Here is a 24448-nt window from a genome sequence, read left to right as displayed (position 1 = left end):
TCCTTTCTACTTGTTTTTAGGTGTCACATTTTCTCTAACGATATTGGTTTGATTGATCAAGCGCGGCCGTGTTACTAATTTCCACCTTGGCTTTCTCCATAATGTATCTTTCATGTCTGAAGCGATATACGGGGCGAGCGGCTCCATATAAGGAATACCGAAAGACCTAAGACTGCAAAGGTGCAGCGCCAATGCAAATATTCCGGCTGCGATACCATAAAGCCCGAAAGATCCAGCAAGGAACATAAATAAAAATCTTAAAATACGGACGGCAATTCCCATATTATAAGCAGGCAGGATAAAGTTGGAGATGGCCGTGATGGAAACAACGATAACCATCGCAGCTGATATGATTCCAGCTTCAACCGCAGCTTGTCCGATAACTAAAGCGCCAACAATCGAAACGGTCTGGCCGATCGCTTTTGGAAGCCGAAGTCCAGCTTCCCGCAAAATCTCAAGCGTAACTTCCATAATCAGAGCCTCAATTAAGGCAGGAAACGGGACTCCTTCTCTTTGAGCTGCAAGACTGATCAAGAGAGGAGTCGGGAGCATCTCCTGATGAAAGTTAATGACAGCGATATAAGCAGAAGGACCGAGCAATGAAATAAAATATGCCGTCACACGAAGTAACCTTAATAGTGTAGAGATATCCCAACGCTGATAATAATCTTCTGCAGCCTGAAAGAAATGTGTAAACAGAGCCGGAACTAAAAGTACGAATGGAGTTCCATCGATAAAGATCGCGATGCGTCCTTCTAAAAGAGCAGCAGCAACTACATCAGGTCTTTCTGTATTAAAAACAGTAGGAAAAGGGGTATATACTTCATCTTGAATAAATTCTTCGATATAGTTGCTTTCGAGAATGCCATCAATGTCGATTTTATCCAGACGTTCATGTACTTCTTTCACGATCTTGTCGTTAGCGATGCTATGGATGTACATGACGGATACACTTGTTTGTGTAATGTTTCCGATCTCTTTTTTCTCTAACCACAGCCTCGGATCTTTTATTTTTCTACGTACCAATGCTGTGTTGGTCTGAATATTTTCTGTAAAAGCTTCTTTTGGCCCACGAACCACATTTTCGGTCGCTGATTCTGAGACATCACGATCTCTCCAGCCTTTAGCATTTATTACGAGTGCATGTGAAATGGAATCCACCAGGAGAACGGCATTTCCCGCGAGTATAGCTGTTACAACTTCCTTATAAAGTTGAATTTCGTTTACTTTGTTAGCTGGTGCAAAAAACTGTTTCATAAAATCAGAAGCTTCTACTTTTTCTGTTAAGAACTCAGAGTGTTCAATCAGAAACTCTGGTCGGCTGATGTTCTCGAAAAAATGACTGATGATCATCTTGTCTACAAGGCCATTTAGATAGACCAAAACGGCTTTTTTATGACCTAGTTCAAAATCGGAAAACGAAAGGTCTGAGCTGTTGCCAAAAGTTTGTCTAATATACTGAACATTCTGGTCTAGCTCGGTGGACAGTACATCTTCAGGCGGAACTTCATTTTTGGGATTCTCGTGTTGTGGATGGGCATCCGCTTCATTTTTATCTTTTAACAGTTTCTTGAGCGCCCTTTTCTTAAATACCATCAGCAAAACTCCCGTACAGGTTTTTTGGTATTTTTACCAAGAGCAGGGAGGAATATTCTTGGGGTTACTCTCAGGCAAAAAAGGGAAATTAGTCGAATTAAAGGAGTTCTTCTGAATATGCCGAACTGATATTTTATGAACGATAAAGTGCAGGAGGTAGTTTCATGGATCAGAAGACGATTTTCTTAAGGCAGATGGCAGCCAATCATAATGAGCCAAACTGGTTTGTCCCGGTTGAACGGGCACTGGATGGATTGACCCCAGAACAGGCTAACGAGAAAAATGGTATCAGCAACTCGATCTCGGAGATTGTAAACCACTTAATCTTTTGGAACGAGCGTTATTTGGCGAGGTTTAAGGGGATTTCCCAAGGTAGGAAAATTGAAAGCAACGATGAGACGTTTCATAGTGAGAACGATCAAGATTGGGAGAGCGCAAAAAAACAGCTTCAAAACGTACTGAATGATTGGGTTGAGGCTGTTAAGAGTGCAGAAGACGATCTCTTTGAAAAATCAGCTCATGAAGACAGGCACGACCCGTGGTATTCGGTTCTTGCAAACATCAATATTCATAACGCCTATCATATCGGACAAATTGTTGAAATTCGAAAAACCAATGGAAACTGGGATCCGAAGAAAGGTGTTCACTAATAAAGGAGGAAAATAAAATGGAATCAAAATTCGTTTATGTCACATATATCGGGGCATCACCCGAAAAAGTCTGGGAAGCATTAACGGAAGGCGACATTTCAGAACAATACTTTTTTGGCACCAGAATAGAATCAAACTGGGAAGAAGGTTCAAGTGTTACATACTCTCGTAACGGTGAAGTAACGGATGAGGGCAGTGTATTAAAATATGATCCTGCTCACGAACTATCATTTACTTGGACTAATAAAAGTGATGACACACCCCGCGAAAGTCCGACGGTGGTAACATTTAAACTGCAGCACATGGACTCAACCGTTAAGCTGACATTGATCCATGACAACCTCGTAAAGACAGACATCGTTGAAAAAGAGGGAACATATGAAGGCTTCAACAACGGCTGGCCAGCAATATTGAGCAATTTAAAGACATTCCTTGAAACGGGGGAAACGTTGCCGGCTTTGAGTTTATAGCAGTGTAATAACATTTGTCGCAGGTGAGCTCTCCAATGGCGTTTTTGGGATCTGGATGTGAGTAGTAGGTGGTCAGTTATTTGTCGACGAATGTCGATTCGTGGTTATTTTGAATTTAACGTGGGATTATGGCCGACTTTCGTGGGATTATTTTAAATAACGTGGGATTCCTGAAATTAACGTGTGAATCCTCCTTATTGAGAAAAAGGCTGTCCACCTCTTGCACACAAGAACATTAAATGTTTACTTGATAAAAACACAATATAGAAATAAACGGCTTACTCTATTTTCTTAAGTGTGTTGGCCGTTGTTGTTATTATAAGGTTTACCGTTTTCTTTGTTTGTCTAAGAAGATAATAAATTTTTCACGGACGAGAGGATTATTGATCATTTTATTAACGCGTCGTTTACTTTCTAAATAATGGCGCACTTGAAGGTTTGTAAAAAACAGCTTTCGATAGTTTTCGTCTTCATATAAACTATTAAACCAGCGATGTTCGTTCAATTCCTTAATATGCCGGTCGATTGTTTTAGTATCTAATCCAATAAACATTCCAGGAGAGTTAAACCTCAAAAAGAAGTCCAATAGATCTTTCAGCATTTTACGATCCCCACTTCTCATACAACTCTTTGATTTCTTCTCCATGTGTAACTCCATATTCAGAAGGTGTTTCCAGCACAAAAGGAACATCCTTCATAATTTCAGATTGTACGAGTTTCGAAAACTGCTCCTCAGTAATGTGACCGTTGTGAAAGATATTCGCATGACGGTCTTTTCCTTCACCGGATGCATATCTCGAATTATTTAAATGAACAGCCAGCAAATATTCAAAGTAACCTAACTCCATACCTTTTTCCTTAAGGTCTGCCCAGTTATCTCCATTCCACAATCCGCTCGCAAACGCATGACATGTATCCAGGCAGAAGCCGATTTTCTCAGGATGCTCAGACAGGTTCCGAACCTGGACAAGTTCCTCTAAAGTTATACCCATCGAACCCGGCCGACCCGCATTGTTCTCTAATAAAAGCTTACAATTTCCGTCCCAGTCTTGAAGAACAGCATTCAGCATGTGGATCATCATTTGATAACTTGCAAGGGGTTCTTCACCAGGAATCGGACTGCCGAAATGCACAACCACACCTAAAGACCCGCACGCATCAGCGATCTCCAGATCATTTTTCAAAGACTGAATCGTAATCTCTTTTTTGTCGAGAGAAGGAGTAAGACTGGTCGGGTAGGGAGTATGCGCTACTGAGATTAGATCGTTTTCCTCACAGAATGCTTTGCAACTAGCAGCGTCCCCTCTATTAAAATCTTTTACAGAAAGACTGCGCGGGTTCTTTGGAAAGTACTGATAGGCGCGGGCACCTAAAGAGTATGCATGTTTTGCAGCTCCGATATAACCGTTTCTTATACTGACATGACACCCGAATCGCACAATCATCCCTTCTTTCCCTTTAGCAAATGATATCAATAACGTTTCCAGATTTAACAGAGGATATGCGATTTTCCTTCCAAGGTCTTAGTTTTAAAAAAATAGAGAAGGGAATATTGAAACAAACCACAAAGGAGGTGGATAGCATGTCTGTTTATGATCAGATCAGCTCTTGCTGCAGCAGGATTGAGAAAGCAGACACAAAAGAAGACGTACTCCGCGAAGTAGATAAGCTGGACCAATACGCCTCTTATCTCAGCGCTGACAAAGCACAAAGACTTCATATTTATTGCGATAATATCCGAAAACTAAACGTAGATGTGAAAAGTGAAACCGTCAATCAATCTCAATCTATCCGAAAGTTATTTTCATAGTATGACAAAGACAAGACTGCCAGCAGGTGGTCTTGTTTTTTATGTATCACATTGATCACCACGTGGAACAATGAAACCAATCATTCAAAGATAGAAACATAAGGGGTTGATCAGAATGGAACATCTATCAGAAAAGAAAGATATGAATGATGAATTTTTGCCGATGACGAGTGTTGCGAATAATACTGGTGATCAGATTGCACCTGGCGTTTATGTACTAACAACCAAGATCGTGAACGTCTATTTTATCCAGTGTACGGAAGATCCACATACCTATTATTTAGTGGACACAGGAATGCCGAAATCAGGAGATATGATCTCTGAATGGGCTGAAAAATGGTTTGATCATCCACCAAAAGCAATCCTTTTGACACATGGGCATTTCGATCATGTGGGAGCCGTAAACGAGCTAGCTGAAAAGTGGGGTGTTCCGGTTTATGCTCATCACGCCGAAATTCCTTATTTAAATGGACAAAAAGACTATCCAAAGCCTGATCCATCCGTAAACGGCGGGTTGGTCACGAAGCTTTCCCCCATGTTTCCGAATCACGGGATCGATCTTGGGAATCATGTACGACCGCTCCCAGAGGACGGTAGCATCCATGGACTCTCAGGATGGAAGTGGATTCATACGCCAGGTCACACCCCGGGTCATGTCTCATTTTTTAGAGAAAGCGATAGAGTATTGATCGCAGGAGATGCTTTTATAACAGTGGAACAGGAATCCCTCTATAAAGTCTTGACGCAGAAACAAGAATTGAACGGACCTCCCAAATACTTCACGACGGATTGGGAGCAGGCAAAGAAATCGGTTCAAGCATTAGCTGCCCTTCAACCATCAGTAGCTGCAACAGGACATGGAGTTCCAATGAACGGACCAAAGCTTATAGAGGAACTAAACAATCTCGCTGAGAACTTTGACGAGCTGGCAAAGCCCTCCCATGGAAAATATGTAGATCAGTAAAAGGTAAATCCCTCATGTGTTCGTCATGAGGGATTTCTTTATCAATCATATCTTGTTTCTTGCAGAGCGGCTTGAGTCTCATGAAGGTGGCGTAAATATTCCTTAGCATGCAGAAGCTGTTTTTTCTCTTCCTCCGTTGTTCCTTCTCCAGCAGAATGCAGTGATTGCTGAGCAGTTTCAAGCCAGATTTTAGCGGTCTGAAAACAATTCGGTGCTGCGTTTGCCTGTGCTTCAATCATCGCTTCATCAGCCCGCTTCACATGGTCTAGCACTTCTTGAACCTTGGGATCTAGGTTTTGCTCCATAGGGCAACTTCTCCTTTTAATAAGAATGAATTATGGTCTGATTGAACCTCCGGCTGAATAAGATGAAGAAATGCAGAGTTGTCCAACTTATCGTGGAGGTCGCCAATGTTTCTTATTTTAAAATATGTTTTGTTAGGAATATCACTCGCAGCACCAATCGGTCCAGTCAACGCGGCTCAGATGGACCGCGGAATTAAATATGGATTCTGGCAAGCATGGATGGTCGGACTCGGGGCGACGATAGCTGATGGACTGTACATGCTCATGGTCTATATGGGACTCGTAAGTTATATTGATACAGCGTTTGTGAAGACTTTTCTATGGCTGTTCGGCTGCTTTGTTCTTGTATACACCGGGTTCGAGACGTTTAATAAAGCGGCCAAAGATGCCAGAAACGAAAAGAACTATACGGTACACGCAGGTAAAAGCTTTTTTGCAGGATTTTTGATGTCGTTAACAAATCCGCTTACTATCTTATTTTGGTTAGGAATTTATGGTTCTATACTTGCAGAAACAGCCGCAAAATACAGCTTTGAGAGTTTGATGCTATACAGCGGCGCGATATTTGCGGGAATATTAGCCTGGGATTTTACGATGGCACTTGTTTCGAGCAGTTTCCGAAAACTTTTGGCTGACAGAATATTAGGTGCCATATCTAAGCTTTCAGGGTTATCATTGATCGGCTTTGGTCTTTACTTCGGATATCAAGGCATAACGTTTTTGTTCTTTTAAGACAGCTGAAGGTCACCCTTTTGGCTGTTTTTTCATTTTATGCACGCATAATAGACAGGTTAAGTTGAACAATAATACTTGAGCAGCAGGAGGGTATTATTGTGAAGAATTCTAATTGTAATGGGCCGGTGCAGCCCAAGGGGGATCAATCAGAAGTCAAGAAAATGGCATGGTGGCAGCTCTCCTTAATAGGGGTCGGATGTACGATTGGGACCGGTTATTTTCTCGGTTCAACAATCGGCATCCAGCTGACAGGTCCTTCGATCGTTTTTTCATTTTTATTAGCAGCAATCGGTACATACATCGTTTTTCAGCTTCTTGCTAAGATGACTGCAGCTGATCCACAAAAAGGGTCCTTCTGTTATTATGCTTCACAAGCCTTTGGAAGGTGGGCCGGCTTCAGCTGCGGGTGGAATTATTGGGTATCCAGTATTTTGATCATGGGCAGTCAGCTCACAGCACTTTCGATTCTTTCGCAATTCTGGTTTCCTCAAATTCCGTTATGGGTGTTTGCCGCAGGTTATGCGATTTTGGCAATAATCGTTGTCCTGGCAGGAACGGAAAGGTTTGACCAAGTGGAAAATTTACTTGCTGTTATAAAAGTCGCTGCCATTGTGATGTTCATCATCTTGGCGATAGCCGGAATCATCGGGTTAGTTGATGGAAAGTCATATGATTTATCCATTCCATATACCTTCGATGGATATTTTGCAGGCGGGCTAAAAGGGTTCTGGTCGTCCTTGATCTATGCGTTCTACGCTTTTGGCGGGATTGAAGTAATCGGAATGATGGCCATGCAGTTAAAGAAGACAGAAGATGCGACGAAAGCCGGAAGCATCATGCTGTTCATTTTAACGATAATCTATGTACTCTCTATCGGATTAGCTGTAACGACAGTAGAGATGGATCTTTTTGATCATAAAGAAAGTCCGTTCGTAACCGCAATGGAACGTTATCATCTATCGTTTTTTCCTCATGTCTTTAACGGAGCGATTATCGTGGCAGGATTCTCTGCCATGGCAGCCGCATTGTTCGGGGTAACCAACCTCTTGCAATCTTTAGCGGAGGATGGAGATGCTCCAAAACTTTTTGCGAAAAAGATTCGATACAAAGAACTGCCGCTTCCTGCAATGGGATTGGGAGCCGCAGGATTATTAGCAAGCATCATTACAGCACTGCTTCTCCCAGGCAGGATATACGAATATATCACAACTGCTGCTGGAATCCTTCTATTATTTAATTGGCTATTCATCATCTTCTCAGCTATAAAAATCCTAAAGCAAAAAGCTTTGGCTAAAGTGATCGCCCTAATAGCGATGGTATTAATCTTTGCTGCAGTAACAGGAACATGGTTCGAGCAAACGATTCGGCCCGGGCTTTATGCCAGTTTAGCCATTGCAGCAATAATAGGCGCAGTTGCTATTATAATTCAGAGAAAACATACGAAATCACAATGAAACTGTCACTTACGTACACGATGTGTTCTAAGGTGTCGGTTTTTTAATTGCGTAAAGGCTTTTGTGTAGTGTTTTGAGCGAAAAAGGAAGATTCTGAGCGAAACCAAGGGGAGTTTGAGCGCAGCGAGCAAATCTTGAGCGTAACTCGGCGTTTTTGAGCGAAACGCCAATAAGTCTGAGCGAACGTGTAATAAATATAAAAACACGTACCGTAAAAATTCTTCTTAGAGTTTATACAGGACATCTTTCTTCGAAAATCGAATCTTTATTAATAACTTGACGCGTTTTTTAAAGGAGAGATTCGATATGACAACTGGCGATCAAAAAATCACTACATTTCTTATGTTCACCGGGCAAGCAGAAGAGGCGATGAACTTTTACATATCCTTATTCGAGGACTCAGAAATTACGAATGTCCTTTATCAAGAAAACGGAAAGGTGCTGCATGCGACATTTACACTAAAAGGCCAGACGTTCATGTGTATTGACAGTCCGATTAAACATGAGTTTACGTTCACTCCATCCATTTCACTTTTTGTTAGGTGTGATTCGTTGGATGAGATTCAGGATCTTTATGAAAAAGTGTCTCATGGCGGCTCCGTTCTTATGGAGCTAGGGGAGATTCCGGGCTATGAAAAATTTGGCTGGGTACAGGATCAATACGGTGTTTCTTGGCAGTTGAGTCTACCTCAAAAATAAAAAAAGCAGGAGAAAGGCGCCTGCTTTTTATCCAAAACAAACAAAATTTCTAATTTGAGAATATCCATAACGTACCCGTTGGCGTCGTCCGCCAACCCAGATATATCCGGTGACACTGTTTCTGCGGATCTCTGTCGGGAAGAACCAAAAGTCCCTTCCGAATTGACCTTGGCGTCTTAATCCCATTAAGCCCCAGTTTCCAAGGCAGGCACAGATTCTTGCACGAAGCTGTGGAGGCTGGTAGCTGGATGTGAAGAACGGCTGAGGAATTTGGGACTGCTGAAAATATTGAGGCGGCGGCCCAAAAGGTCCCTCATCTTCATCACCATTCGGGCGATCTACATACATTGGTTCCTCATGGGAATGGGAATCATGGTTCTGATGGTAAAAAGGATGGTTATACATGAACAAATTCACCTCCTTGTCTGATGACTCTATGATATGGATATGTTGTACACTTCGATTGAGTAGCTTGTACGCCAGCCTAAATTTAATAAGAAGTATTAGAATGATATGAAAAGAGAGATGAGAAAACATGATTAAATATCCCATTTTAAAAAATAATGCAAAGATCGGTGTAACAGCACCATCTTCAGGTGTTCCTTCCTTTTTGCACGATATGTTCAAGCAGGCATGTGAGCGTATGGAGAAGAGAGGCTATTCAGTAACGGTAGGGGATACCGTCTGGACACAAGAAAAAGCGAAGTCTGCACCTGCGAAAGTGAGAGCGGAAGAGTTTAATAAGATGATGGCAGACGATTCGATAGACATAATCATTCCTCCATGGGGCGGCGAGCTGCTCGTAGAAATGATCGAGTATGTAGATTTTACTTCTATTAAAAAGAAGTGGATTCTCGGGTATTCAGATACAAGCGGGCTGATGCTTTCGATCACATTGAAAACAGGAATCGCGACAGCGAACGGAACGAACTTCGTTGATGTAAGAGGAGAATATTCCGATGAAACAACGGCGATGTGGGAGGAAGTACTGTCAACGAAAGAAGGGGAATCCTTTCTTCAGCATTCATCTTCTAAATACCAAAAAGCGTGGCAGCATGCGAACCCTACACCTCATGTATTTCACCTGACCGAAGAAACGAGCTGGAAGACGGTTTCAGGAAAAAAAGAAAAGGTAGAAGGCCGTTTGCTCGGCGGATGCATAGATATCATCAGACATTTGATAGGAACTCCGTTTGGTGATGTGAAGAATTTTCGCAAGCAATACATAAATGATGAACCAATCCTGTGGTACTTTGAAAACTGTGAGATGAACACAACCGATTTGAGAAGAACATTGGTTCAAATGAAGATGGCAGGCTGGTTTGAAGGATGTTCAGGAATTCTTTTCGGCAGAAGTGACGCTAACGATCCAGTGGGAGATTATTTTGTGGAAGATGTGTATCAGGATTTAGTGGATGAGCTCGGTGTTCCTGTTATTTATGATATAGACTGCGGACATCAGCCGCCGCAAAATACATTCATCAATGGTGCTTATGCGGAAGTAAAAGCAGATGGGACTGGCATGGGAACTGTTTTGCTGCATTTTAGATTATAGTAATCCTACTAGATCATTAAAAAATGATCTCAAATAACACTTTTGCTATTCCAACCAAAATTATTACCATAATTGCTTTTTTGTGTGGCTTCTTTTTACCTGCTTTTTTGAAAAGATGTGAGTAAAGAAAAAATCTTACCATCAAAAATAATAGAACGATGACAATAAGTGCGATTAATTCAACCATACTTCATCATCTCCTTTTATTTTTGTGTTTACCCTTTAGTTGCAGCAATGAAAAATAGTTTTGTGAAAAAGCAGCAAAAAACTGGCTCGACATATGAGCCAGCTTTCTCTGCTTTTAATCGCCAATCAATCACCATTCAACATGCCGAACACGCCTTTAGCCAAACTACCTTCATCACTGGAGCCGCCTCGGTGTGGAGCAGCTGCGAATACTCGGCTTGCTAATCGGCTGAACGGAAGAGACTGGATCCAGACAGTTCCCGGTCCTCTTAATGTGGCGAAGAATAATCCTTCCCCGCCGAACAATGCCGTTTTCACGCCTTTTACCATCTCTATGTTGTAATTCACACCGCTTGTCATCGCAACTAGGCAACCAGTATCCACACGGAGCACTTCGCCGGGTGCCAGTTCTTTTTTATGGATCGTTCCGCCTGCATGAACGAAAGCCATGCCGTCTCCTTCAAGCTTCTGCATGATGAAGCCTTCTCCGCCAAAGAATCCAGCACCGATCTTACGCTGAAACTCGATTCCCACAGAAACACCTTTAGCTGCAGCCAAGAAAGCATCTTTTTGACAGATCACTTTTCCGCCAAGCTCACTCAGATCCATCGGAATGATTTTACCGGGATAAGGAGAAGCGAAAGAGACGTGTTTCTTCCCATGAGCGTCATTTGTGAACGTAGTCATGAAGAGGCTCTCACCTGTGAGTACGCGTTTTCCTGCACTGAACAGCTTGCCCATTAAACCGCTTCCGCCGCCAGAAGATCCGTCGCCGAAGATTGTTTCCATCTCGATGCCGTCTTCCATCATCATCAGAGCACCGGCTTCTGCGATTACTGTTTCTTTTGGATCCAGCTCCACCTCAACAAACTGCATGTCATCTCCGTAAATTTTATAATCAATTTCGTGATTGTTCATGTTCATATCCTCCAATTAAGTTCATTTTCGATAACCTATGTAAATTACGTTTGAGTCAGAAAAATGGTTTCAAAATATTTGTTTAAACTTGGAAATGTTTTTAATCACCAAATTCTTTTTCTTTATTTTAAGGAATGGTACAATAGTAGGTAGAAATTTCAAAATTCTATAATAGGAGTGAACACTATGGCTTTAACCTTGGAAAAGGATTATATCGATTATTTTACAAATAACAGAGAAGAGTTCCAAGAGTCACTATTAAGTGAAGCCCGAAATGTTCGTGAGAAAATTGAAGAAATCCTTCTGATTGGTAATATCGATCTATTATCCAATGCTCATAAACTGGTGATGTACACGATTCAGGGTAAAGATGATGAATTAGAAGAATTCGCAAAAATAGAAGGCGTTTCGTGGGCATCGCATAGTCTTACACTAGCATTCAAACTTGAGTGGGTACAAGCAATCCGCAGAACCATCTGGAAGTACTTGCAGGAATATGATAAATCAAATCAAAACGATTTGGAAGGTGACAACTTTTATTACGTTGAAAGACAAATCAATGACCGCATTGACAAGTTTTTAAACGAATTATTCTTAAGTTATTCGGAATACAAAGATAAGCTGATCGAATCTCAGAAAGCACTCGTTGAAAATTTATCTGTACCTATTATTCCGATCACATCATCCGTTTGCGTCCTTCCGTTAATCGGCACGATCGATACATATCGAACAGACACGATTGAAGAGAAAGTTTTAATGGAAATCAGCAGACTTCGCATCGGAACATTAGTCATTGATCTATCTGGTATCGCTCAAATGGAGACTGAAGTGATCGAACATATGATGAAGGTAATAGAAGGTGCGAACATGATGGGCTGTGAATGTGTCATCACCGGCCTGCGTCCAGAAATCGTACGCAAAGTGACCAGCATCGGGTTAACATTTGAAAGTAAAGCGAAGACGAAAGCTACTCTGCAGCAAGCATTGGAAGATTATTTAAGATAAGAAAAACATATCATTTCGCATATAAACCGCAACGAAATTCGTTGTGGTTTTTTCTTTGTTACATAGCCTCCTAATTAGCACCAGTTATAGAAAGGGGACAATAATTAATTTCTGTCCTACTGTGCTATACAATCCGCCTGTCAATCGACTTGCCACAAAAAGGGGTAGAAGCCGGTTAAATCGAATATATAATAAGGTTAAAAAAGTATTATTCTTATTCAACAAACGGGCATTTAATGAAATAAGAATTGAGATTTAAAAAAGGAGTCTATATGACTATTTTAATGATTATATTTGCCGTTTTTTCCTTTCTAAGTTTGATTTTTTTCTCAGTTAAAGATAAAGAGTTTTATCAAAGTGAAAGTAATGCCGACCCTGGAAGTGTTTTAGGGGAAATATTACTTTATATGATTAATTTATTTCCGTGGTATTTAAAGAAACTAACTTTGATACTAGTTTTTTTAGGGTTATGCATTCTTTGTTTAAGTTACTTTATTTATGAGTAAAGGAGAATTGTGGAACAAGAAAAAGGTAAAAACCCTTAAAATTCGCGGAAAAACTACACTAATTTAGGAGATATACGACTTTGAACATTTTAGCTCTAATTTTAAGTTATTTAACAGGATCCATTTCATTTGCTTTGATAGTCGGTAAAATGTTTTATAAGAAAGATATTCGTAAATATGGTAGTGGTAATCTTGGTGCAACTAATGCTTATAGAGTTCTAGGTATAAAAGCAGGATTAATTGTTGCAATTGCCGATATAGGAAAAGGTACATTTGCTTGTTTCCTTCCACTAATACTTAGTTCTACGATTAACCCTATTATCTGTGGTTTATTAGCCATATTAGGACACATATTTTCTATATTTGCTCGTTTTAAGGGTGGAAAAGCTGTTGCCACAGCAACTGGAGTTTTTTTATATTTGTCACCTCTAGCTGTTTTAGTTGGTTTTGTTGTGTTTGTAATAACTTTGACGTTTTCAAAGTATGTATCATTAAGTTCGATGTTGGCTGGTATAGCATTGTTTATATACAGTCTTATATTTGAAGATAAAATTATCTTGTTACTTTCTTTATTAATAAGCGTAACCATAATTATTCTTCATCGACAAAATATTAAGAGGATTCTAAATGGAACTGAGAACAAAATAGTTCAATAATAAGTATTTTTTTGTAGACGAGTGCAATTGTAGTCTTAGATGAGTAGACCTATATTATTCATTCAGAAAGGTACGATAACGATGACCAAATTATCTTATAGTGGATTAAAATATGGAGAAAGTAATGTAGAAGTAAACGTACTGGTGGATGTACAAAACGATTGGTTTGAGATAACACATACGAAAGAAGTGTCTCAAGTCATGAATAAATCAACAGGTGAATATATAACGGTAAAACGAAGGACCCTGAAATTTGATGTTGTTTCATAGTACGGTGATACTGTTCATTAGAAAAAAAGGACGATAGTCATAAACTTGGTCGAGAAGCATTTAATCGAGTTCTCTAATTAAATAAGAAAAAAAATGACCAGACAAAAAAATCTGGTCGTTTTTAATGTAGGTTACATATCTATTTATAGTGTTACTTCATATAATAGGAGGCTCGTAATTGACGATTTGTTCCTTCAGATAAAAACCAGTTACGATAAAGGTGACCTTGTTTATTTATTTAAAAGTTTCTTTAATACAGCTTTTTCTAGTATGCGCCATGGCAAGATAGCTTTCATGAAAAGACTTGTCTTAATGCCTTTGCCAATCGGATACCTCAGTTTCGGCCTCTTATCTTGAGAGGCAATACAAGCTACAAGTCTTGCTACATCAAGTGGATTTCCGTGGCCCTTTTTGCCAGATTCGATCTCACTCAGCAGACTCTCCATATAAAAGTGATAAGGAGAGTCATAGCTGATCGTGGTATTGTCAATCGAAGACCAAATGTTAGTCTGGTAGGAGCCGGGCTCAACGAGCACAACATCAATCCCAAATGGCCGTAATTCTAATCGGAGGCTCTCGCTCAGACCTTCAAGGGCATGTTTCGATGCCGTGTAAGGTGACAAACCTGGAAAACCAAATTTTCCTGATATGCTGCTCATGTTGATAATTCTTCCTGTCCGATTTTTTCTCATGATCGGAAGGACTGATTGAGTGACGGCAATCACGCCAAAAACGTTCGTCTCAAACTGCAGCCGATATTCATCTACCGAAAGTTCTTCACAAAAACCCCCAAGCGCAAACCCGGCGTTGTTGACAAGCACATCAATACTAGGAAACTTTGAAAGATACTCGGCAAAAGAGCGAACCGATTCCTCTGATGTCACATCTAGAGTCTGCAGCAGGATGAAGTCAGAGACATCCTGATCATCTGCCAAACGTAATAGATTTTCCGCTTTATCCAAACTTCTCACCGTGCTGATCACTTCAAAACCAGCCTTCGCGAGTTCAACTGCACACAGCATGCCGAATCCGCTGGAAGTGCCGGTAACAATGGCTATTTTTCTATTCATAAAGATCTCCTATTAGACTATTTGAAAGGAGTAGAGGGTCCTTTATTACGGTAAGTATACATCACACCCGCAAAAGCAGTATAAGCACCAACCGCTGTTATACCATAAACGATTCCCATCATGATGCCCGTCCAAAGACTGTGAGGGTGAGCAATAAATATGGAAATGACAAGACCTATGAGATTAGCGATTGCAGGAATCCAAGCAGATTGAGAAGGAAGAAAAACTTTAAGGATCTCAATAAAAACAATGATAGCAGGTACAGCGATTAATGCATCCCAAAAGTTAGTATGAATGAATGGGAACTCCAAATAGATGCCTCCTTCATTTTACCCTATACTATACTCTATACAATTTGGAGCTAATCTTTCCTGTTATCATCGTTTATAATCTTAATCTCTTGTACTTCAAAGTGATCAAGGCACCAGCAATCTTTATCCGGTGTTTTATCAATAAAAGTCACTTCCACTTTCTCTCCTGTTTCATAAGCATCCACAAAATAAAGCTTAATAGGTTTATCATCTATTTTTATAATCTGGTTCTCTTTATCAACATGTGTAATCTCACCTGATAAGGTATGAGTTTCATTTGTATTACAACCAATTAAAGAATATATAAGGAATAAAAACAGGGCAGCTCTTTTCATCGAATAGTTCCAGGAATCCCCGGCACTTGTTTATTCATCTAATCAGTCCTCTTTTCACATATCTTCTTATTCTTCTTATTCTTCTTTATCAGTGACCTATTTCCTTCCAATATTACAATGTGTGATTTATTATACATTTCGTCTGAAATTGTTATTCCCCTGTAATTGCTTTAAAATCTCGCTGTCATCTCCACCTGTTAGTATGGGACAGGTCAGATCAAAAAGGGTCGGCGTATTAAATAAAAAGGGGATGGTAGTTTGAAGAAACTAACAGCAGGTTTAGCGTTAGCAGGTGTTGTAGCATTCAATCCAGCGACAGGTCATGCCGCAGTGGGAGATCAGACTCTGGAACCTGGAACGAATCATCAAGACGTACAAGAACTTCAAGAGATTTTAGACAACAAAGGATATTTTTCATATAGCAAAACAACTACTTACTATGGAGACTATACGACGGATGCCGTGAAGGATTTCCAAAAAGCTAAAGGAATAACGGTAGATGGCATCGCTGGGGACGAAACATTTAAAGCGCTAGGTGGGAATGAAGAAAGTAACGATTCAAATATCGTAGAAGTAGCGAAAAAATATGAAGGCACAAAATATACGTGGGGCGGAGAAACTGCTGAAGAAGGATTTGACTGCAGCGGATACTTAAATCAAGTGTTTGATGAAGCAGAAAACATAGACTTGCCACGTACCGTGGATGAAATCTATGCTGAAGGAACGAGTGTAGATAAGCCAGCTGTCGGCGACATCGTGTTCTTTAACTTAGAAGGTGACGGACCGAGCCACGCAGGTGTTTATGTTGGAGACGGTGAATTCTGGCACGCATCTTCATCAAAAGGTGTAACATCAGCTGAACTTAACAGCTCTTATTGGAGCGACAAATATATCGGCGCTAAAAGCTACGAATAAAAAAATAGATAGAAAATGAAACAAGGCTGCTATATGCGGCCTTGTTTTTTTATACCCGGATAGACTAAACTTCACACATTTTAAAGACTTTTTATGTATAAACGAAAAAGAAATCTAACAAAAATTAATAATATTAATAACAAAATTAAAAATATTTATTTTTCTTATTCACTTTTTTAATTTTGTTGTATATAATCAAATTAAATAAAAAGAAAGGAATCTGATATGGCTTATCCATTACTTACGAACTGTCCTGTTTGTACACAAACACTCAAAATTACGAAACTGCATTGCTCACATTGCCAAACGACGATTGAAAATGAATTCGAATTATCCAAATTTGCTTCACTATCCAAAGAGCAACTTCATTTTGTGGAAGTCTTTCTCGTATGCAGAGGCAATATTAAGGAAGTTGAAAAAGAACTTGGAATCTCATACCCAACCGTTCGAGGCAAGCTGAACGAAATCGCATCTTCATTAGGATATGAACAAAAAAAGAAGAATGAAGCAGACGAGAAAAAGATCGTAATGATGCTTGAACGTGGGGAGATTACCGCGGATGAAGCAATCAAAATGTTAAAAGACGACTAGGAGGAATGTGAAATGAAAAGTGAGATTGAAAAAGTATTAAATATGGTTCAAGAAGGTAAGATTGACGCCGAAAAGGGTTCTGAACTAATTCAAGTTTTACAAGAAAAGGATCATAATACATTAGTTAGACCATCTCATAAACCTTCTAGTTACATCGACAAAACATTAAAGATTCGTGTCAAATCTGCTGAAAGTGACAACGTGAATGTGAACCTGCCAATCAAACTAGTAAAAGTTGTTTTAGCAGCAGGTCACAACATCGCTTCAAAGATTCCTCAATCCGAACAATACGTAAAAGATATTAATATTGATTTAATATTAGAAGCGATCGAAAACGAACTGGACGGTCAGATCGTTGATGTGAAATCTGCAAACGGTGATACCGTTTCAATCGTTATTGAGTAGAGGATATATAGCATGTTACATGTAAATGTAAAAACAAAAGAAGCGAAGTTTACAGTACCTGTTCCTTATGTCCTTTTAAATATCGGTATTTCGATCTTAACCTCTAAAGTATTAATTCGCCATGCAAACAAATGGTCGAAACCTCATCTAGATAAGAAAAAGATATCTTTTATCATTCCTTCCATAGACAAAACAGAACTTAAACGAATTATTAAAGAACTGAAAAAGCACAAAGGTCTAGAGTTGATTAATGTGAAAGCACAAGACGGCACCGAAGTGATTGTAAGGTTATAAATATCATTCAGGTAAAGAGTTATTCAACGGGTGGTTACATGAATTGAAATTGAGTATAAAAAAACGGCCAGACAATAAAATCTGGTCGTTTTGATTTTTAGAAAGAAGGCTAAAAACAGTATCTCTATCTGCCCAATGAATACTGCTTCATGGACTTTTGAACTTGTTTAATTTCTTTTTTCTCTTTCGTGCCGCTAAACTTAAATACGATCACTCCTCCAGCGATCACCAGTACCCCGACCAGCTGCTGAAAGGTAAAAGGAATCTTCTCTAAACCGAACCAGCCGAGTGAGTCCCATAACAAAGCGAACCCCAGCTGTGAGGTAAGCACAATCGCGATGGCATACGTCGGACCGAGCAATCGCGTTCCCTGCACAAGACAAACGACCACGCCCACTCCGATCAGGCCGCTGAACCAGTGCCATGTTTTCATGTTATCCATTGTAAAAAGGCCGATACCTTCAAAAACAAGACCAAGCGTCATAGAAGCTAGAAAACCCAATCCCAGTACTAAAGCAGTGGTCGCCCAAGTGCCTGCTTGTTCATTAACTTTTGCGTTGAAAATATTTTGCAGACCGACCAGCAGTCCTGCTAAGACCGCAAAGAACAATCCTAAGAACATATCAATCGCTCCTTTCTATTCGTAGATGCTATTGTTACCGGCGATCGCACTTAAACCGTCTTTGTCTTTGACTAAAATAAACCCGTTATGACGTTCAATGAGTCCGTCTTTTGAAAGATGCTGAATGACGCGGTTCAGATGCCTGTAGCTCGTACCGATCAGATTCGCTGCATCCATCAGATGCGCTGTGCTCAACCGGCCAGTCGCAAGCGTTTCATTCTCTTCAAAACAAACGGAAAGAAGGTAACTGGCGAACCGTACTTCAACTGGATATAGAAGGTTGAAGCTTAACGAACTTGATTTCACATAGAACTTCTGCGTGATCACTTCAAGTAAAAACTTTAAAAGCGGGGTATGATCACTCGCGTATTTCCTAAGCCAGCGGTGGTGAACACCAATCATGTGAACGGTTGAAACAGCCTCTACCGTATTAATAAATTCAGTCCCATGCTGCACGTACTCGATGTCACCGATGGAATCCAACGGCTTTTTAAAAGAAAGAATAAGCGTCTTGCCTTCTGGGGAAGTCGTGAAGATCTTTACCTTTCCCTTAACGAGCACATACAAACAATCAGCGGGATCACCTTGAGAACAGATCAGCTCTCCATGATCAAAGCTGAATAATGATAGATGAGGCTTCACTTCATCGTTAAAGATGGTTTCGATAGCATGTGTTTGAAGATAATGCTCGAGCAGCTTAGAATCCTGAATCTCTTTCATTCCTGTCATTCACCCCGTGACTTTTCAGTACGTATTTTTAAGAATCATATCATCAAAACTTCAGAATCACCACGCCTGCGATCATCATCCCGATCCCGATGAACTGCGGCAGTCTCATCTTCTGTTTCATTACGCCGAACCAGCCTCTCCCATCGACTAAGAAGGTAATCGCCAGCTGTGCGATAAGGATAACGGCAATGGAAAGGGTAACACCGATCTTATGAATCGAAAAAATATTTCCATAAATGACGACAGCTGCAAATGAACCGCCAGTCAGATACAAAGGCCTTACACCTTTAAATCTTTTCCACTTTCCGTCTCGAACGATCAAGACGATCAATAATGCCATCAGGAAGCCTGTTAACTGTGTAACCGTAGCAGCTTGCCAAGCACCGATGTCTTGGCTGATACGAGAATTCGCCACACCTTGCAGGGTGATGAACCCCCCCGCTAAAAAAGCAAAAATAACACCTCTCATCGTCTCACTCCCCAACTCAATTTCTTTCCTAATTAAAAAACACATCCACTTATGTTGGAAAGGACATATGTCCTAAAGTTAGATAATTTTGTTCTGATAAAGAGATGATAACGATATGATGATTTAGTGTTTTCACTTTCCACTTCCCAAATTATCGTTTAAAATAAAAAGCTGCACGACAATCTCTATGAAAGAGGTAAGATGATGAAACGTATTTCAATGCTATCAAACAAAAATAAAAATCAAGAACCAAAATCTGATGAGATCAAGAACCGTGAAAGCTGGCTGAAGATTATAATCATCGGCGGATTCGCACTTTTATTATTTTACAAAATCGCAACTGCACCATTTGTTTTCCGTTTTTCAGATTTCATTTCCTTATTTAGCTCACTATTTGCAATCGCAGTTACTCTAATCTATTTTAACAAGATCAATAAGCTGGAAAAGATGCTAGAGTCGTATACGAAAGGCAGACCAGCTCAGCAGCCGGAAGTGCAGATAGCCGAGGGAAAAGTGGCAGAACCAGACGAGACGCAGCTTGAACTATTTAATGAGGAAAAAGTGGAAGAAGTAGAAGTTGTTGAAGCGGCGGAAGAAACGGAAGAAGAGCAACAAAAAAGTGTAAAAGAAGAGGAAATCTCTGAAGAAATTTTTGAAACACAACGCATCAAAGAAGAAGAGCTTGCAAAAATCGAGATGGACAAAACACAGATTTATAATGAACTATTTACACGAGCTCAATTAAATGAAGAAGAAATGAAATATTTCAATGAAAGAATCAGAGAAAAAGAAACAGAAACTTTTAACACCAAACAAGAACTGAACCAGTTCAAAGAACGCATTCAAAATGTTTTCAAGAAAACGCCTCAGCTTTTCCAAAAAAGAGATTCAAGGATTGAAGGAATCGTTCGTATGCTGAATCCTGTCACTTTGAAAAATGCCTCTTTAGAAGATCTCAATCAGCGGTTAGATGGAGTCATTGATGTGATTCCAACAGAGACGTTAGATTCATTAGTGCGAGATGGTTTCCTCGATGCGCATTATCACCTAACACGCTCAGGCTACCGTGAATTCGTTACAGTAAGCAAGACATTCCAATAAATAACGTGCACCTCCTTCTTAATAAAAGAAGGAGGTTTCTATTTAGGGGCGAAGTTTGAACTAACGGAATGGCTCTTTTATTAAAGTTTGTTGCTTTCAAGTATTTTGTTTATTCTTCACTGATAAGTTGATTGTAGCGCAAGGTGTGAGACTCCTCGAAAATGAAAATCAATTTTCATAGTGCGATGCATTGCTGTCGTAGCCTTCCTTGTCCTGCGGGACGAGCGGTCAGGTGAGACCACTCAAAGGCGCAAAGCGGCGAGGGGCTCACCGTACGCCCCGCGGAAAGCGAAGCAACCTGGTGTCGAAATCAACTACTTTCAAAAGCAACTAGGTTTGTGAAAACAGCTTACAAAAAAACGTCTAAGGCGGTGTTTGTATGAACGATCTTCAATTAATCGAAACATATAAAAGTGACCTTCACAATTATTCTTTGGAGCAGCTGAGACACATACATGAAGCTGGGGTTTGGTCACTATGTCAAATGTATGACCATGTGATTCTGGTAGCTCATGAATACCTGGATCAAGTCGATTCTTGTGCTTCAGCAGCGGAAGAACAAAATCTCGGAAAGACAGAGTTTGGTGAGAAATTATTTCAAAATGGTGGATTCCCGCCGATTAAAATCCGGTTGCCTGATGAGATGAATGCTCCACCTAATAATTCAGAAACCAATGAAGAACTCATGCGGAGAGTCGATCAAGTCATTGAAAGGATGAAGTATTGGGAAGGTAAAGTCGATTCTATAAATCCAAACTACAAAATAAAACATGGTGGCTTTGGATGGCTTAATGCACGGGAATGGTACGACTTGATCGGCATGCATTTTCGTCATCACCTGAGGCAGAAGAGTGAGCTCGAACAAAGAGTATTCGTGAAATAAAACAAACCTCCTTCATTTAAAAAGAAGGAGGTTTCGTCGTTATCTTGCAAAGAGGTGATTTCCGATCTTCGTTACAGATTGTCTAGTGAAAATCCAGGTGTTCGTCGCAAGATCAGGGTTGTAATAATAAACGGATCCGTATGTAGGATCCCAGCCTTGCATCGCATCGATTACAGCACGATAAGCATAGCTGTTAGGCTTTAAGTTGTATTGTCCATCATGAACAGCAGTAAATGCATTCGTTTGATGAATGATATCTCCCACATTGTTTGGGAAATTTTGATCATCCAAACGGTTTAAAATAACTGCCGCCACTGCTACTTTTCCTATGTATGACTCGCCTCGTGCTTCTCCGTGAACGACTCTTGCCATTTTTTCAATTTCATCAAGCATCAAGAAGGTTGCAGGTCCTGCAACGCCATCTGAAGACAGATTGGACTTATACTGAAAATCCATGACAGCTCTCTCAGTAATCGGACCAAAATATCCTGTCACAGGGCCATAAAAGAAACCCATCTCTTTCAAACTTTGCTGAAGCTCTGACACCTCATATCCTTGATTGCCGAACTTTAAAAGACCATGAGCATGTACATTTGAAGGTACAAAGAGCACCGCAGCTAAAACAAATAAAGTTATAACATTCCTTATAAAATCTTTCATAATTGGCTCCTTTCTCCACTTTTTTCTATATATTATCAGTTTAAAAAAGAGTGGGCATGAAGCTCTTGCTCTATTTTTACAAAATTAAAAATGTACGCTAAAAGTAGGGAGTTATGACAAATTACTGTACTATTCTACTAACTGTTCTTTATACAGGTTTTAATTTGCAAACATAGGGTAAATTAGGAGATTGTTCTATCCTAAGAAACGACATGAGTAATTTCCTTCTAATGGGAAATAGTAACAAGTGAATATTCTCTAGGAGGCAAATTAGATGGAAAACACAAGTGATTTTGTAGAAAAGTTACATGATGATCAGGCGAAACAGGAAAAGAACCAAAAGCAGGGTAAAGGTAATCCTGGACAAAAATTGCCGAACAAGCAGCATAGCACAAACAAGTAAATTCTATGTACAAACCACAGTGAAAAGTAACGCCACTGTGGTTTTTTTATTCTAAAAGTCTCCATTACACCTAGAAGTATCCGGGCAAAAACCAGGATTTTCTTTGCACATTTTCTTCGCAAAACTCGGATAAATCTTGCGTAGTTGATTGAAATAGCAAATAATCTTATGATTCAGCCTGACGCTGCAGTTTTCAAAATTCAAACGAAACTCCTCTCCGACAGGCATGTTCATGAGAGGTTCTTTCCGAAATAATAAAGGTGTTATATGATTCGTAACGGTGTCGTACACATTGATGATTCGTGTGCTATTTTTTACTTCTTTATAAAATTTCCTGACGAACTCCGTGTTGCCGATCGGCAAACTAGCAAAGGTATACAATATGGGGTTGTTAAAAGGTGTGTTTACAGCAGCATCTAATGTAAAAAGTGTAGCCAGACAAGCTCCGAGGCTATGGCCTGTCACTAGCAGTTTTTTCTCTGGGGAAAGTCTCATCAGAACTGTTAGGATAATGCTTCGCGCGGCTGAGTAGATGCGGGTGATTCCTCGGTGCGTTTTACCGCTGTTCTTCACAAAGGGAAACGTAACTTGGGGGATGTCTAAGTAGGAAGATACGTTATTTACCGTTGATGTTCCGCGAAAAACGACGACAACGTGATCGTCAGATTCTGCAATAAAGCCGAAAATCTCGCCGGAAGAAGAAGGGATGGAGCACTTCAGAGAATATCCCCTTGGGAGTGTGAACGATTTTCCGTCACTTAATTGATAAGCTTGATGACACATGACAGCCAAAAACATTGCGAGATGTCCGTCATATTCATAAACTTCCTTATCCTTACCCATAAGCACCACTCCCCTCAGAATACTAGATGTAATAGTATATGAGAATAGATGCAGCAAGGTATAGACGGATATGATGGTTATTCATACAATGTGGTAAAATTAGTAAAGCGAGCAAAACAACAGGGTGGGGGATAATATGCAAATCATTGATACGATTCCATATTTTAAACAAAACTATCATTCTTCTATCAAATTTTTGAGAGAATATTACGAGCTGTACCCGGAGATCTTTAAAGAGTATTTTGCTTATCATTGTAAAGATACAGAAGAAAGGCATCAGGCTTCATTAGAAAAATATCCAGACGTTCTGTTTCGTATTGATCATGTTTACAAAAATATTGTGCCCATCATACATGAAACTGCTGAATACTATAAGAACCACTATCAAGTTTCGTTTCCCGTGGACATCAACCTCATCGTTGGAGGATTTGGGTCAAATGCATATACATACCGTCAAATCATTCCGAACATCACCTTTGCACTGGAAAAATTATCACCTGTTACAGACCACTTAAGAACTATCACAGCACACGAGTTTGGTCATGCTGCACACAACATCATCTCAAATGATGCAGGTATAGACTGGTCAAATGTGGATTGGAACAGTCCTTTGACATGGCTCTATCAAGAAGGAGCAGCAACCCATTTCTCCAGACAAACTGCAAAAGGCATTCATGAATCTGTGTATTTTTCCTTTGATGATGAAGGGGAAGACTGGCTGCAGTTTTTTAGTGAAAACCAAGAAAAAGTAATTTCGGAATTTGCAAAGGATGTTACAACTGATACGCCATTCGCTGTGTTTAAAGAATGGTTTTCCATTAATGGAGGTTCGAAGTTTGGTTACAATCGGTTGGGTTATCTCATCGGGGATCATTTCTTTCAGAACCTCATTAAAATCCATGGTGAGCATGGTGCGATTACCGCATGGAAAGAACCAAACTTCAAAGAAAACGTGGTTAACTGGTTATTAAACACGGCACAAAAAGTTTGAGTATAGTATGAATCCATAAATTTAGAGGATGAATCCAAAAGTTTGGT

The 24448-nt window shown here is 40.0% G+C and carries 34 protein-coding genes; 19 read left to right on the top strand and 15 right to left on the bottom strand.

Translation table 11 applies throughout. The features are described from left to right. Positions 1-6: 6 nt before the first annotated feature. On the bottom strand, positions 7-1596 hold the full coding sequence (locus EV282_RS13885) for a spore germination protein (RefSeq protein ID WP_130296365.1): 1590 nt from the start codon (positions 1594-1596) through the stop codon (positions 7-9). 164 nt (positions 1597-1760) lie between these two features. On the opposite strand from EV282_RS13885, the gene EV282_RS13880 reads away from it, so the two are divergent. Continuing rightward, positions 1761-2246, top strand: coding sequence for a DinB family protein (locus EV282_RS13880; protein WP_130296364.1), 486 nt, complete (start codon positions 1761-1763; stop codon positions 2244-2246). Between the two features lie 17 nt (positions 2247-2263). Continuing rightward, positions 2264-2716, top strand: a complete 453-nt coding sequence (locus EV282_RS13875) for an SRPBCC family protein (RefSeq protein WP_130296363.1) — start codon at positions 2264-2266, stop codon at positions 2714-2716. Between the two features lie 325 nt (positions 2717-3041). Here EV282_RS13875 and EV282_RS13870 read toward each other — a convergent pair whose 3' ends face one another. Together EV282_RS13870 and EV282_RS13865 are read right to left on the bottom strand one after the other, a co-directional pair. Further along, the gene (locus EV282_RS13870) at positions 3042-3317 is read right to left on the bottom strand and encodes a hypothetical protein (RefSeq protein ID WP_130296362.1); all 276 of its coding nucleotides are present in this window, start codon (positions 3315-3317) and stop codon (positions 3042-3044) included. Position 3318: 1 nt separating this feature from the next. Beyond that, the gene (locus EV282_RS13865) at positions 3319-4155 is read right to left on the bottom strand and encodes a deoxyribonuclease IV (protein WP_207224333.1); all 837 of its coding nucleotides are present in this window, start codon (positions 4153-4155) and stop codon (positions 3319-3321) included. A 143-nt stretch (positions 4156-4298) separates the two neighbouring features. On the opposite strand from EV282_RS13865, the gene EV282_RS13860 reads away from it, so the two are divergent. Together EV282_RS13860 and EV282_RS13855 are read left to right on the top strand one after the other, a co-directional pair. Then, positions 4299-4526 carry a hypothetical protein gene (locus tag EV282_RS13860; RefSeq protein WP_130296360.1) on the top strand — a complete coding sequence of 76 codons (228 nt, stop codon included), beginning with the start codon at positions 4299-4301 and terminating at the stop codon, positions 4524-4526. Between the two features lie 115 nt (positions 4527-4641). After that, on the top strand, positions 4642-5490 hold the full coding sequence (locus EV282_RS13855; RefSeq protein ID WP_130296359.1) for an MBL fold metallo-hydrolase: 849 nt from the start codon (positions 4642-4644) through the stop codon (positions 5488-5490). A gap of 41 nt (positions 5491-5531) precedes the next feature. Here EV282_RS13855 and EV282_RS13850 read toward each other — a convergent pair whose 3' ends face one another. Further along, the gene (locus EV282_RS13850; RefSeq protein ID WP_130296358.1) at positions 5532-5795 is read right to left on the bottom strand and encodes a hypothetical protein; all 264 of its coding nucleotides are present in this window, start codon (positions 5793-5795) and stop codon (positions 5532-5534) included. Positions 5796-5900: 105 nt separating this feature from the next. Here EV282_RS13850 and EV282_RS13845 point away from each other — a divergent pair, with 105 nt between their 5' ends. The 3 genes from EV282_RS13845 (at position 5901) to EV282_RS13835 (ending at position 8683) form a co-directional block, all read left to right on the top strand. After that, positions 5901-6527, top strand: coding sequence for a LysE family transporter (locus tag EV282_RS13845; RefSeq protein ID WP_130296357.1), 627 nt, complete (start codon positions 5901-5903; stop codon positions 6525-6527). A 164-nt stretch (positions 6528-6691) separates the two neighbouring features. Continuing rightward, positions 6692-7984: an amino acid permease gene (locus tag EV282_RS13840; RefSeq protein ID WP_130297002.1), complete on the top strand. Its 1293-nt coding sequence runs from the start codon at positions 6692-6694 to the stop codon at positions 7982-7984. Positions 7985-8290: 306 nt separating this feature from the next. Beyond that, complete coding sequence (locus tag EV282_RS13835) at positions 8291-8683, top strand: VOC family protein (protein WP_130296356.1); 393 nt, start codon at positions 8291-8293, stop codon at positions 8681-8683. A gap of 27 nt (positions 8684-8710) precedes the next feature. Here the strand turns inward: EV282_RS13835 and EV282_RS13830 are convergent, their stop codons facing one another. Beyond that, positions 8711-9088 carry a hypothetical protein gene (locus EV282_RS13830; RefSeq protein WP_130296355.1) on the bottom strand — a complete coding sequence of 126 codons (378 nt, stop codon included), beginning with the start codon at positions 9086-9088 and terminating at the stop codon, positions 8711-8713. Positions 9089-9218: 130 nt separating this feature from the next. Here EV282_RS13830 and EV282_RS13825 point away from each other — a divergent pair, with 130 nt between their 5' ends. Next, a complete protein-coding gene (locus tag EV282_RS13825) occupies positions 9219-10238 on the top strand; it encodes a S66 family peptidase (protein WP_130296354.1) in 1020 nt (339 codons plus the stop codon). A 16-nt stretch (positions 10239-10254) separates the two neighbouring features. Here EV282_RS13825 and EV282_RS20315 read toward each other — a convergent pair whose 3' ends face one another. After that, a complete protein-coding gene (locus tag EV282_RS20315) occupies positions 10255-10425 on the bottom strand; it encodes a hypothetical protein (protein ID WP_165389469.1) in 171 nt (56 codons plus the stop codon). A gap of 125 nt (positions 10426-10550) precedes the next feature. Continuing rightward, positions 10551-11342, bottom strand: a complete 792-nt coding sequence (locus tag EV282_RS13820) for a TIGR00266 family protein (RefSeq protein ID WP_130296353.1) — start codon at positions 11340-11342, stop codon at positions 10551-10553. Positions 11343-11528: 186 nt separating this feature from the next. Between EV282_RS13820 and EV282_RS13815 the strand changes: the two genes are divergently transcribed. The 3 genes from EV282_RS13815 (at position 11529) to EV282_RS13805 (ending at position 13779) form a co-directional block, all read left to right on the top strand. Further along, a complete protein-coding gene (locus EV282_RS13815) occupies positions 11529-12347 on the top strand; it encodes an STAS domain-containing protein (protein ID WP_130296352.1) in 819 nt (272 codons plus the stop codon). A 586-nt stretch (positions 12348-12933) separates the two neighbouring features. Beyond that, the gene (gene plsY / locus EV282_RS13810; RefSeq protein ID WP_130296351.1) at positions 12934-13509 is read left to right on the top strand and encodes a glycerol-3-phosphate 1-O-acyltransferase PlsY; all 576 of its coding nucleotides are present in this window, start codon (positions 12934-12936) and stop codon (positions 13507-13509) included. An 81-nt stretch (positions 13510-13590) separates the two neighbouring features. Next, a complete protein-coding gene (locus tag EV282_RS13805; protein WP_130296350.1) occupies positions 13591-13779 on the top strand; it encodes a hypothetical protein in 189 nt (62 codons plus the stop codon). A gap of 230 nt (positions 13780-14009) precedes the next feature. Here the strand turns inward: EV282_RS13805 and EV282_RS13800 are convergent, their stop codons facing one another. From EV282_RS13800 to EV282_RS13790, 3 genes are read right to left on the bottom strand one after another with little or no spacing between them, the layout of a single operon-like run. After that, positions 14010-14849: an SDR family oxidoreductase gene (locus tag EV282_RS13800; RefSeq protein ID WP_130296349.1), complete on the bottom strand. Its 840-nt coding sequence runs from the start codon at positions 14847-14849 to the stop codon at positions 14010-14012. A 17-nt stretch (positions 14850-14866) separates the two neighbouring features. Then, entirely contained in the window at positions 14867-15160 is a 294-nt protein-coding gene (locus EV282_RS13795) for a hypothetical protein (protein ID WP_130296348.1), read from the bottom strand. 50 nt (positions 15161-15210) lie between these two features. Then, positions 15211-15495, bottom strand: a complete 285-nt coding sequence (locus EV282_RS13790) for a hypothetical protein (RefSeq protein ID WP_130296347.1) — start codon at positions 15493-15495, stop codon at positions 15211-15213. A 258-nt stretch (positions 15496-15753) separates the two neighbouring features. Between EV282_RS13790 and EV282_RS13785 the strand changes: the two genes are divergently transcribed. The 4 genes from EV282_RS13785 (at position 15754) to EV282_RS13770 (ending at position 17700) form a co-directional block, all read left to right on the top strand. Next, positions 15754-16410 (top strand): C40 family peptidase, encoded by a 657-nt coding sequence (locus EV282_RS13785; RefSeq protein ID WP_130296346.1) that lies wholly within the window; start codon positions 15754-15756, stop codon positions 16408-16410. Between the two features lie 225 nt (positions 16411-16635). After that, on the top strand, positions 16636-17001 hold the full coding sequence (locus EV282_RS13780; RefSeq protein WP_130296345.1) for a DUF2089 domain-containing protein: 366 nt from the start codon (positions 16636-16638) through the stop codon (positions 16999-17001). A gap of 12 nt (positions 17002-17013) precedes the next feature. After that, the gene (locus EV282_RS13775) at positions 17014-17406 is read left to right on the top strand and encodes an SHOCT-like domain-containing protein (protein WP_130296344.1); all 393 of its coding nucleotides are present in this window, start codon (positions 17014-17016) and stop codon (positions 17404-17406) included. 12 nt (positions 17407-17418) lie between these two features. Further along, positions 17419-17700 (top strand): hypothetical protein, encoded by a 282-nt coding sequence (locus EV282_RS13770; protein ID WP_130296343.1) that lies wholly within the window; start codon positions 17419-17421, stop codon positions 17698-17700. A 124-nt stretch (positions 17701-17824) separates the two neighbouring features. Here EV282_RS13770 and EV282_RS13765 read toward each other — a convergent pair whose 3' ends face one another. The 3 genes from EV282_RS13765 to EV282_RS13755 are packed head-to-tail and all read right to left on the bottom strand — an operon-like array spanning position 17825 to position 19520. Next, entirely contained in the window at positions 17825-18322 is a 498-nt protein-coding gene (locus EV282_RS13765) for a DMT family transporter (protein WP_130296342.1), read from the bottom strand. A 15-nt stretch (positions 18323-18337) separates the two neighbouring features. Further along, positions 18338-19042 carry a Crp/Fnr family transcriptional regulator gene (locus tag EV282_RS13760; RefSeq protein ID WP_130296341.1) on the bottom strand — a complete coding sequence of 235 codons (705 nt, stop codon included), beginning with the start codon at positions 19040-19042 and terminating at the stop codon, positions 18338-18340. 52 nt (positions 19043-19094) lie between these two features. Further along, positions 19095-19520 carry a DMT family transporter gene (locus EV282_RS13755; protein WP_130296340.1) on the bottom strand — a complete coding sequence of 142 codons (426 nt, stop codon included), beginning with the start codon at positions 19518-19520 and terminating at the stop codon, positions 19095-19097. Between the two features lie 204 nt (positions 19521-19724). Here EV282_RS13755 and EV282_RS13750 point away from each other — a divergent pair, with 204 nt between their 5' ends. Both EV282_RS13750 and EV282_RS13745 read left to right on the top strand, forming a co-directional pair. Then, positions 19725-20621, top strand: coding sequence for a DUF4199 domain-containing protein (locus EV282_RS13750; protein ID WP_130296339.1), 897 nt, complete (start codon positions 19725-19727; stop codon positions 20619-20621). A 379-nt stretch (positions 20622-21000) separates the two neighbouring features. Next, positions 21001-21504 (top strand): DinB family protein, encoded by a 504-nt coding sequence (locus tag EV282_RS13745; protein ID WP_130296338.1) that lies wholly within the window; start codon positions 21001-21003, stop codon positions 21502-21504. 39 nt (positions 21505-21543) lie between these two features. Here the strand turns inward: EV282_RS13745 and EV282_RS13740 are convergent, their stop codons facing one another. Beyond that, on the bottom strand, positions 21544-22164 hold the full coding sequence (locus tag EV282_RS13740; protein ID WP_130296337.1) for a cell wall hydrolase: 621 nt from the start codon (positions 22162-22164) through the stop codon (positions 21544-21546). A 274-nt stretch (positions 22165-22438) separates the two neighbouring features. On the opposite strand from EV282_RS13740, the gene EV282_RS13735 reads away from it, so the two are divergent. Continuing rightward, a complete protein-coding gene (locus EV282_RS13735) occupies positions 22439-22567 on the top strand; it encodes a DUF4023 domain-containing protein (protein WP_130296336.1) in 129 nt (42 codons plus the stop codon). A gap of 51 nt (positions 22568-22618) precedes the next feature. Here EV282_RS13735 and EV282_RS13730 read toward each other — a convergent pair whose 3' ends face one another. Next, on the bottom strand, positions 22619-23410 hold the full coding sequence (locus EV282_RS13730) for a lipase family protein (protein WP_130296335.1): 792 nt from the start codon (positions 23408-23410) through the stop codon (positions 22619-22621). 136 nt (positions 23411-23546) lie between these two features. Here EV282_RS13730 and EV282_RS13725 point away from each other — a divergent pair, with 136 nt between their 5' ends. Next, on the top strand, positions 23547-24401 hold the full coding sequence (locus tag EV282_RS13725; RefSeq protein ID WP_165389468.1) for a hypothetical protein: 855 nt from the start codon (positions 23547-23549) through the stop codon (positions 24399-24401). Positions 24402-24448: the final 47 nt, after the last annotated feature.

The organism is Fictibacillus sp. BK138, assembly GCF_004216955.1.
GTDB lineage: Bacteria > Bacillota > Bacilli > Bacillales > Fictibacillaceae > Fictibacillus.
This window is presented reverse-complemented; position numbering and strand designations above follow the sequence as displayed.

Coding starts and splice junctions, on each gene's coding strand:
- EV282_RS13830 (WP_130296355.1), bottom strand. CDS start 9,088: ATGTATAACCATCCTTTTTACCATCAGAACCATGATTCCCATTCCCAT.
- EV282_RS13885 (WP_130296365.1), bottom strand. CDS start 1,596: ATGGTATTTAAGAAAAGGGCGCTCAAGAAACTGTTAAAAGATAAAAAT.
- EV282_RS13870 (WP_130296362.1), bottom strand. CDS start 3,317: ATGCTGAAAGATCTATTGGACTTCTTTTTGAGGTTTAACTCTCCTGGA.
- EV282_RS13825 (WP_130296354.1), top strand. CDS start 9,219: ATGATTAAATATCCCATTTTAAAAAATAATGCAAAGATCGGTGTAACA.
- EV282_RS13780 (WP_130296345.1), top strand. CDS start 16,636: ATGGCTTATCCATTACTTACGAACTGTCCTGTTTGTACACAAACACTC.
- EV282_RS13730 (WP_130296335.1), bottom strand. CDS start 23,410: ATGGGTAAGGATAAGGAAGTTTATGAATATGACGGACATCTCGCAATG.
- EV282_RS13855 (WP_130296359.1), top strand. CDS start 4,642: ATGGAACATCTATCAGAAAAGAAAGATATGAATGATGAATTTTTGCCG.
- EV282_RS13790 (WP_130296347.1), bottom strand. CDS start 15,495: ATGAAAAGAGCTGCCCTGTTTTTATTCCTTATATATTCTTTAATTGGT.
- EV282_RS13860 (WP_130296360.1), top strand. CDS start 4,299: ATGTCTGTTTATGATCAGATCAGCTCTTGCTGCAGCAGGATTGAGAAA.
- EV282_RS13725 (WP_165389468.1), top strand. CDS start 23,547: ATGCAAATCATTGATACGATTCCATATTTTAAACAAAACTATCATTCT.
- EV282_RS13850 (WP_130296358.1), bottom strand. CDS start 5,795: ATGGAGCAAAACCTAGATCCCAAGGTTCAAGAAGTGCTAGACCATGTG.
- EV282_RS13800 (WP_130296349.1), bottom strand. CDS start 14,849: ATGAATAGAAAAATAGCCATTGTTACCGGCACTTCCAGCGGATTCGGC.
- EV282_RS13875 (WP_130296363.1), top strand. CDS start 2,264: ATGGAATCAAAATTCGTTTATGTCACATATATCGGGGCATCACCCGAA.
- EV282_RS13740 (WP_130296337.1), bottom strand. CDS start 22,164: ATGAAAGATTTTATAAGGAATGTTATAACTTTATTTGTTTTAGCTGCG.
- EV282_RS20315 (WP_165389469.1), bottom strand. CDS start 10,425: ATGGTTGAATTAATCGCACTTATTGTCATCGTTCTATTATTTTTGATG.
- EV282_RS13745 (WP_130296338.1), top strand. CDS start 21,001: ATGAACGATCTTCAATTAATCGAAACATATAAAAGTGACCTTCACAAT.
- EV282_RS13735 (WP_130296336.1), top strand. CDS start 22,439: ATGGAAAACACAAGTGATTTTGTAGAAAAGTTACATGATGATCAGGCG.
- EV282_RS13750 (WP_130296339.1), top strand. CDS start 19,725: ATGAAACGTATTTCAATGCTATCAAACAAAAATAAAAATCAAGAACCA.
- EV282_RS13835 (WP_130296356.1), top strand. CDS start 8,291: ATGACAACTGGCGATCAAAAAATCACTACATTTCTTATGTTCACCGGG.
- EV282_RS13815 (WP_130296352.1), top strand. CDS start 11,529: ATGGCTTTAACCTTGGAAAAGGATTATATCGATTATTTTACAAATAAC.
- EV282_RS13755 (WP_130296340.1), bottom strand. CDS start 19,520: ATGAGAGGTGTTATTTTTGCTTTTTTAGCGGGGGGGTTCATCACCCTG.
- EV282_RS13840 (WP_130297002.1), top strand. CDS start 6,692: ATGGCATGGTGGCAGCTCTCCTTAATAGGGGTCGGATGTACGATTGGG.
- EV282_RS13820 (WP_130296353.1), bottom strand. CDS start 11,342: ATGAACAATCACGAAATTGATTATAAAATTTACGGAGATGACATGCAG.
- EV282_RS13775 (WP_130296344.1), top strand. CDS start 17,014: ATGAAAAGTGAGATTGAAAAAGTATTAAATATGGTTCAAGAAGGTAAG.
- EV282_RS13765 (WP_130296342.1), bottom strand. CDS start 18,322: ATGTTCTTAGGATTGTTCTTTGCGGTCTTAGCAGGACTGCTGGTCGGT.
- EV282_RS13770 (WP_130296343.1), top strand. CDS start 17,419: ATGTTACATGTAAATGTAAAAACAAAAGAAGCGAAGTTTACAGTACCT.
- EV282_RS13805 (WP_130296350.1), top strand. CDS start 13,591: ATGACCAAATTATCTTATAGTGGATTAAAATATGGAGAAAGTAATGTA.
- EV282_RS13845 (WP_130296357.1), top strand. CDS start 5,901: ATGTTTCTTATTTTAAAATATGTTTTGTTAGGAATATCACTCGCAGCA.
- EV282_RS13880 (WP_130296364.1), top strand. CDS start 1,761: ATGGATCAGAAGACGATTTTCTTAAGGCAGATGGCAGCCAATCATAAT.
- EV282_RS13760 (WP_130296341.1), bottom strand. CDS start 19,042: ATGAAAGAGATTCAGGATTCTAAGCTGCTCGAGCATTATCTTCAAACA.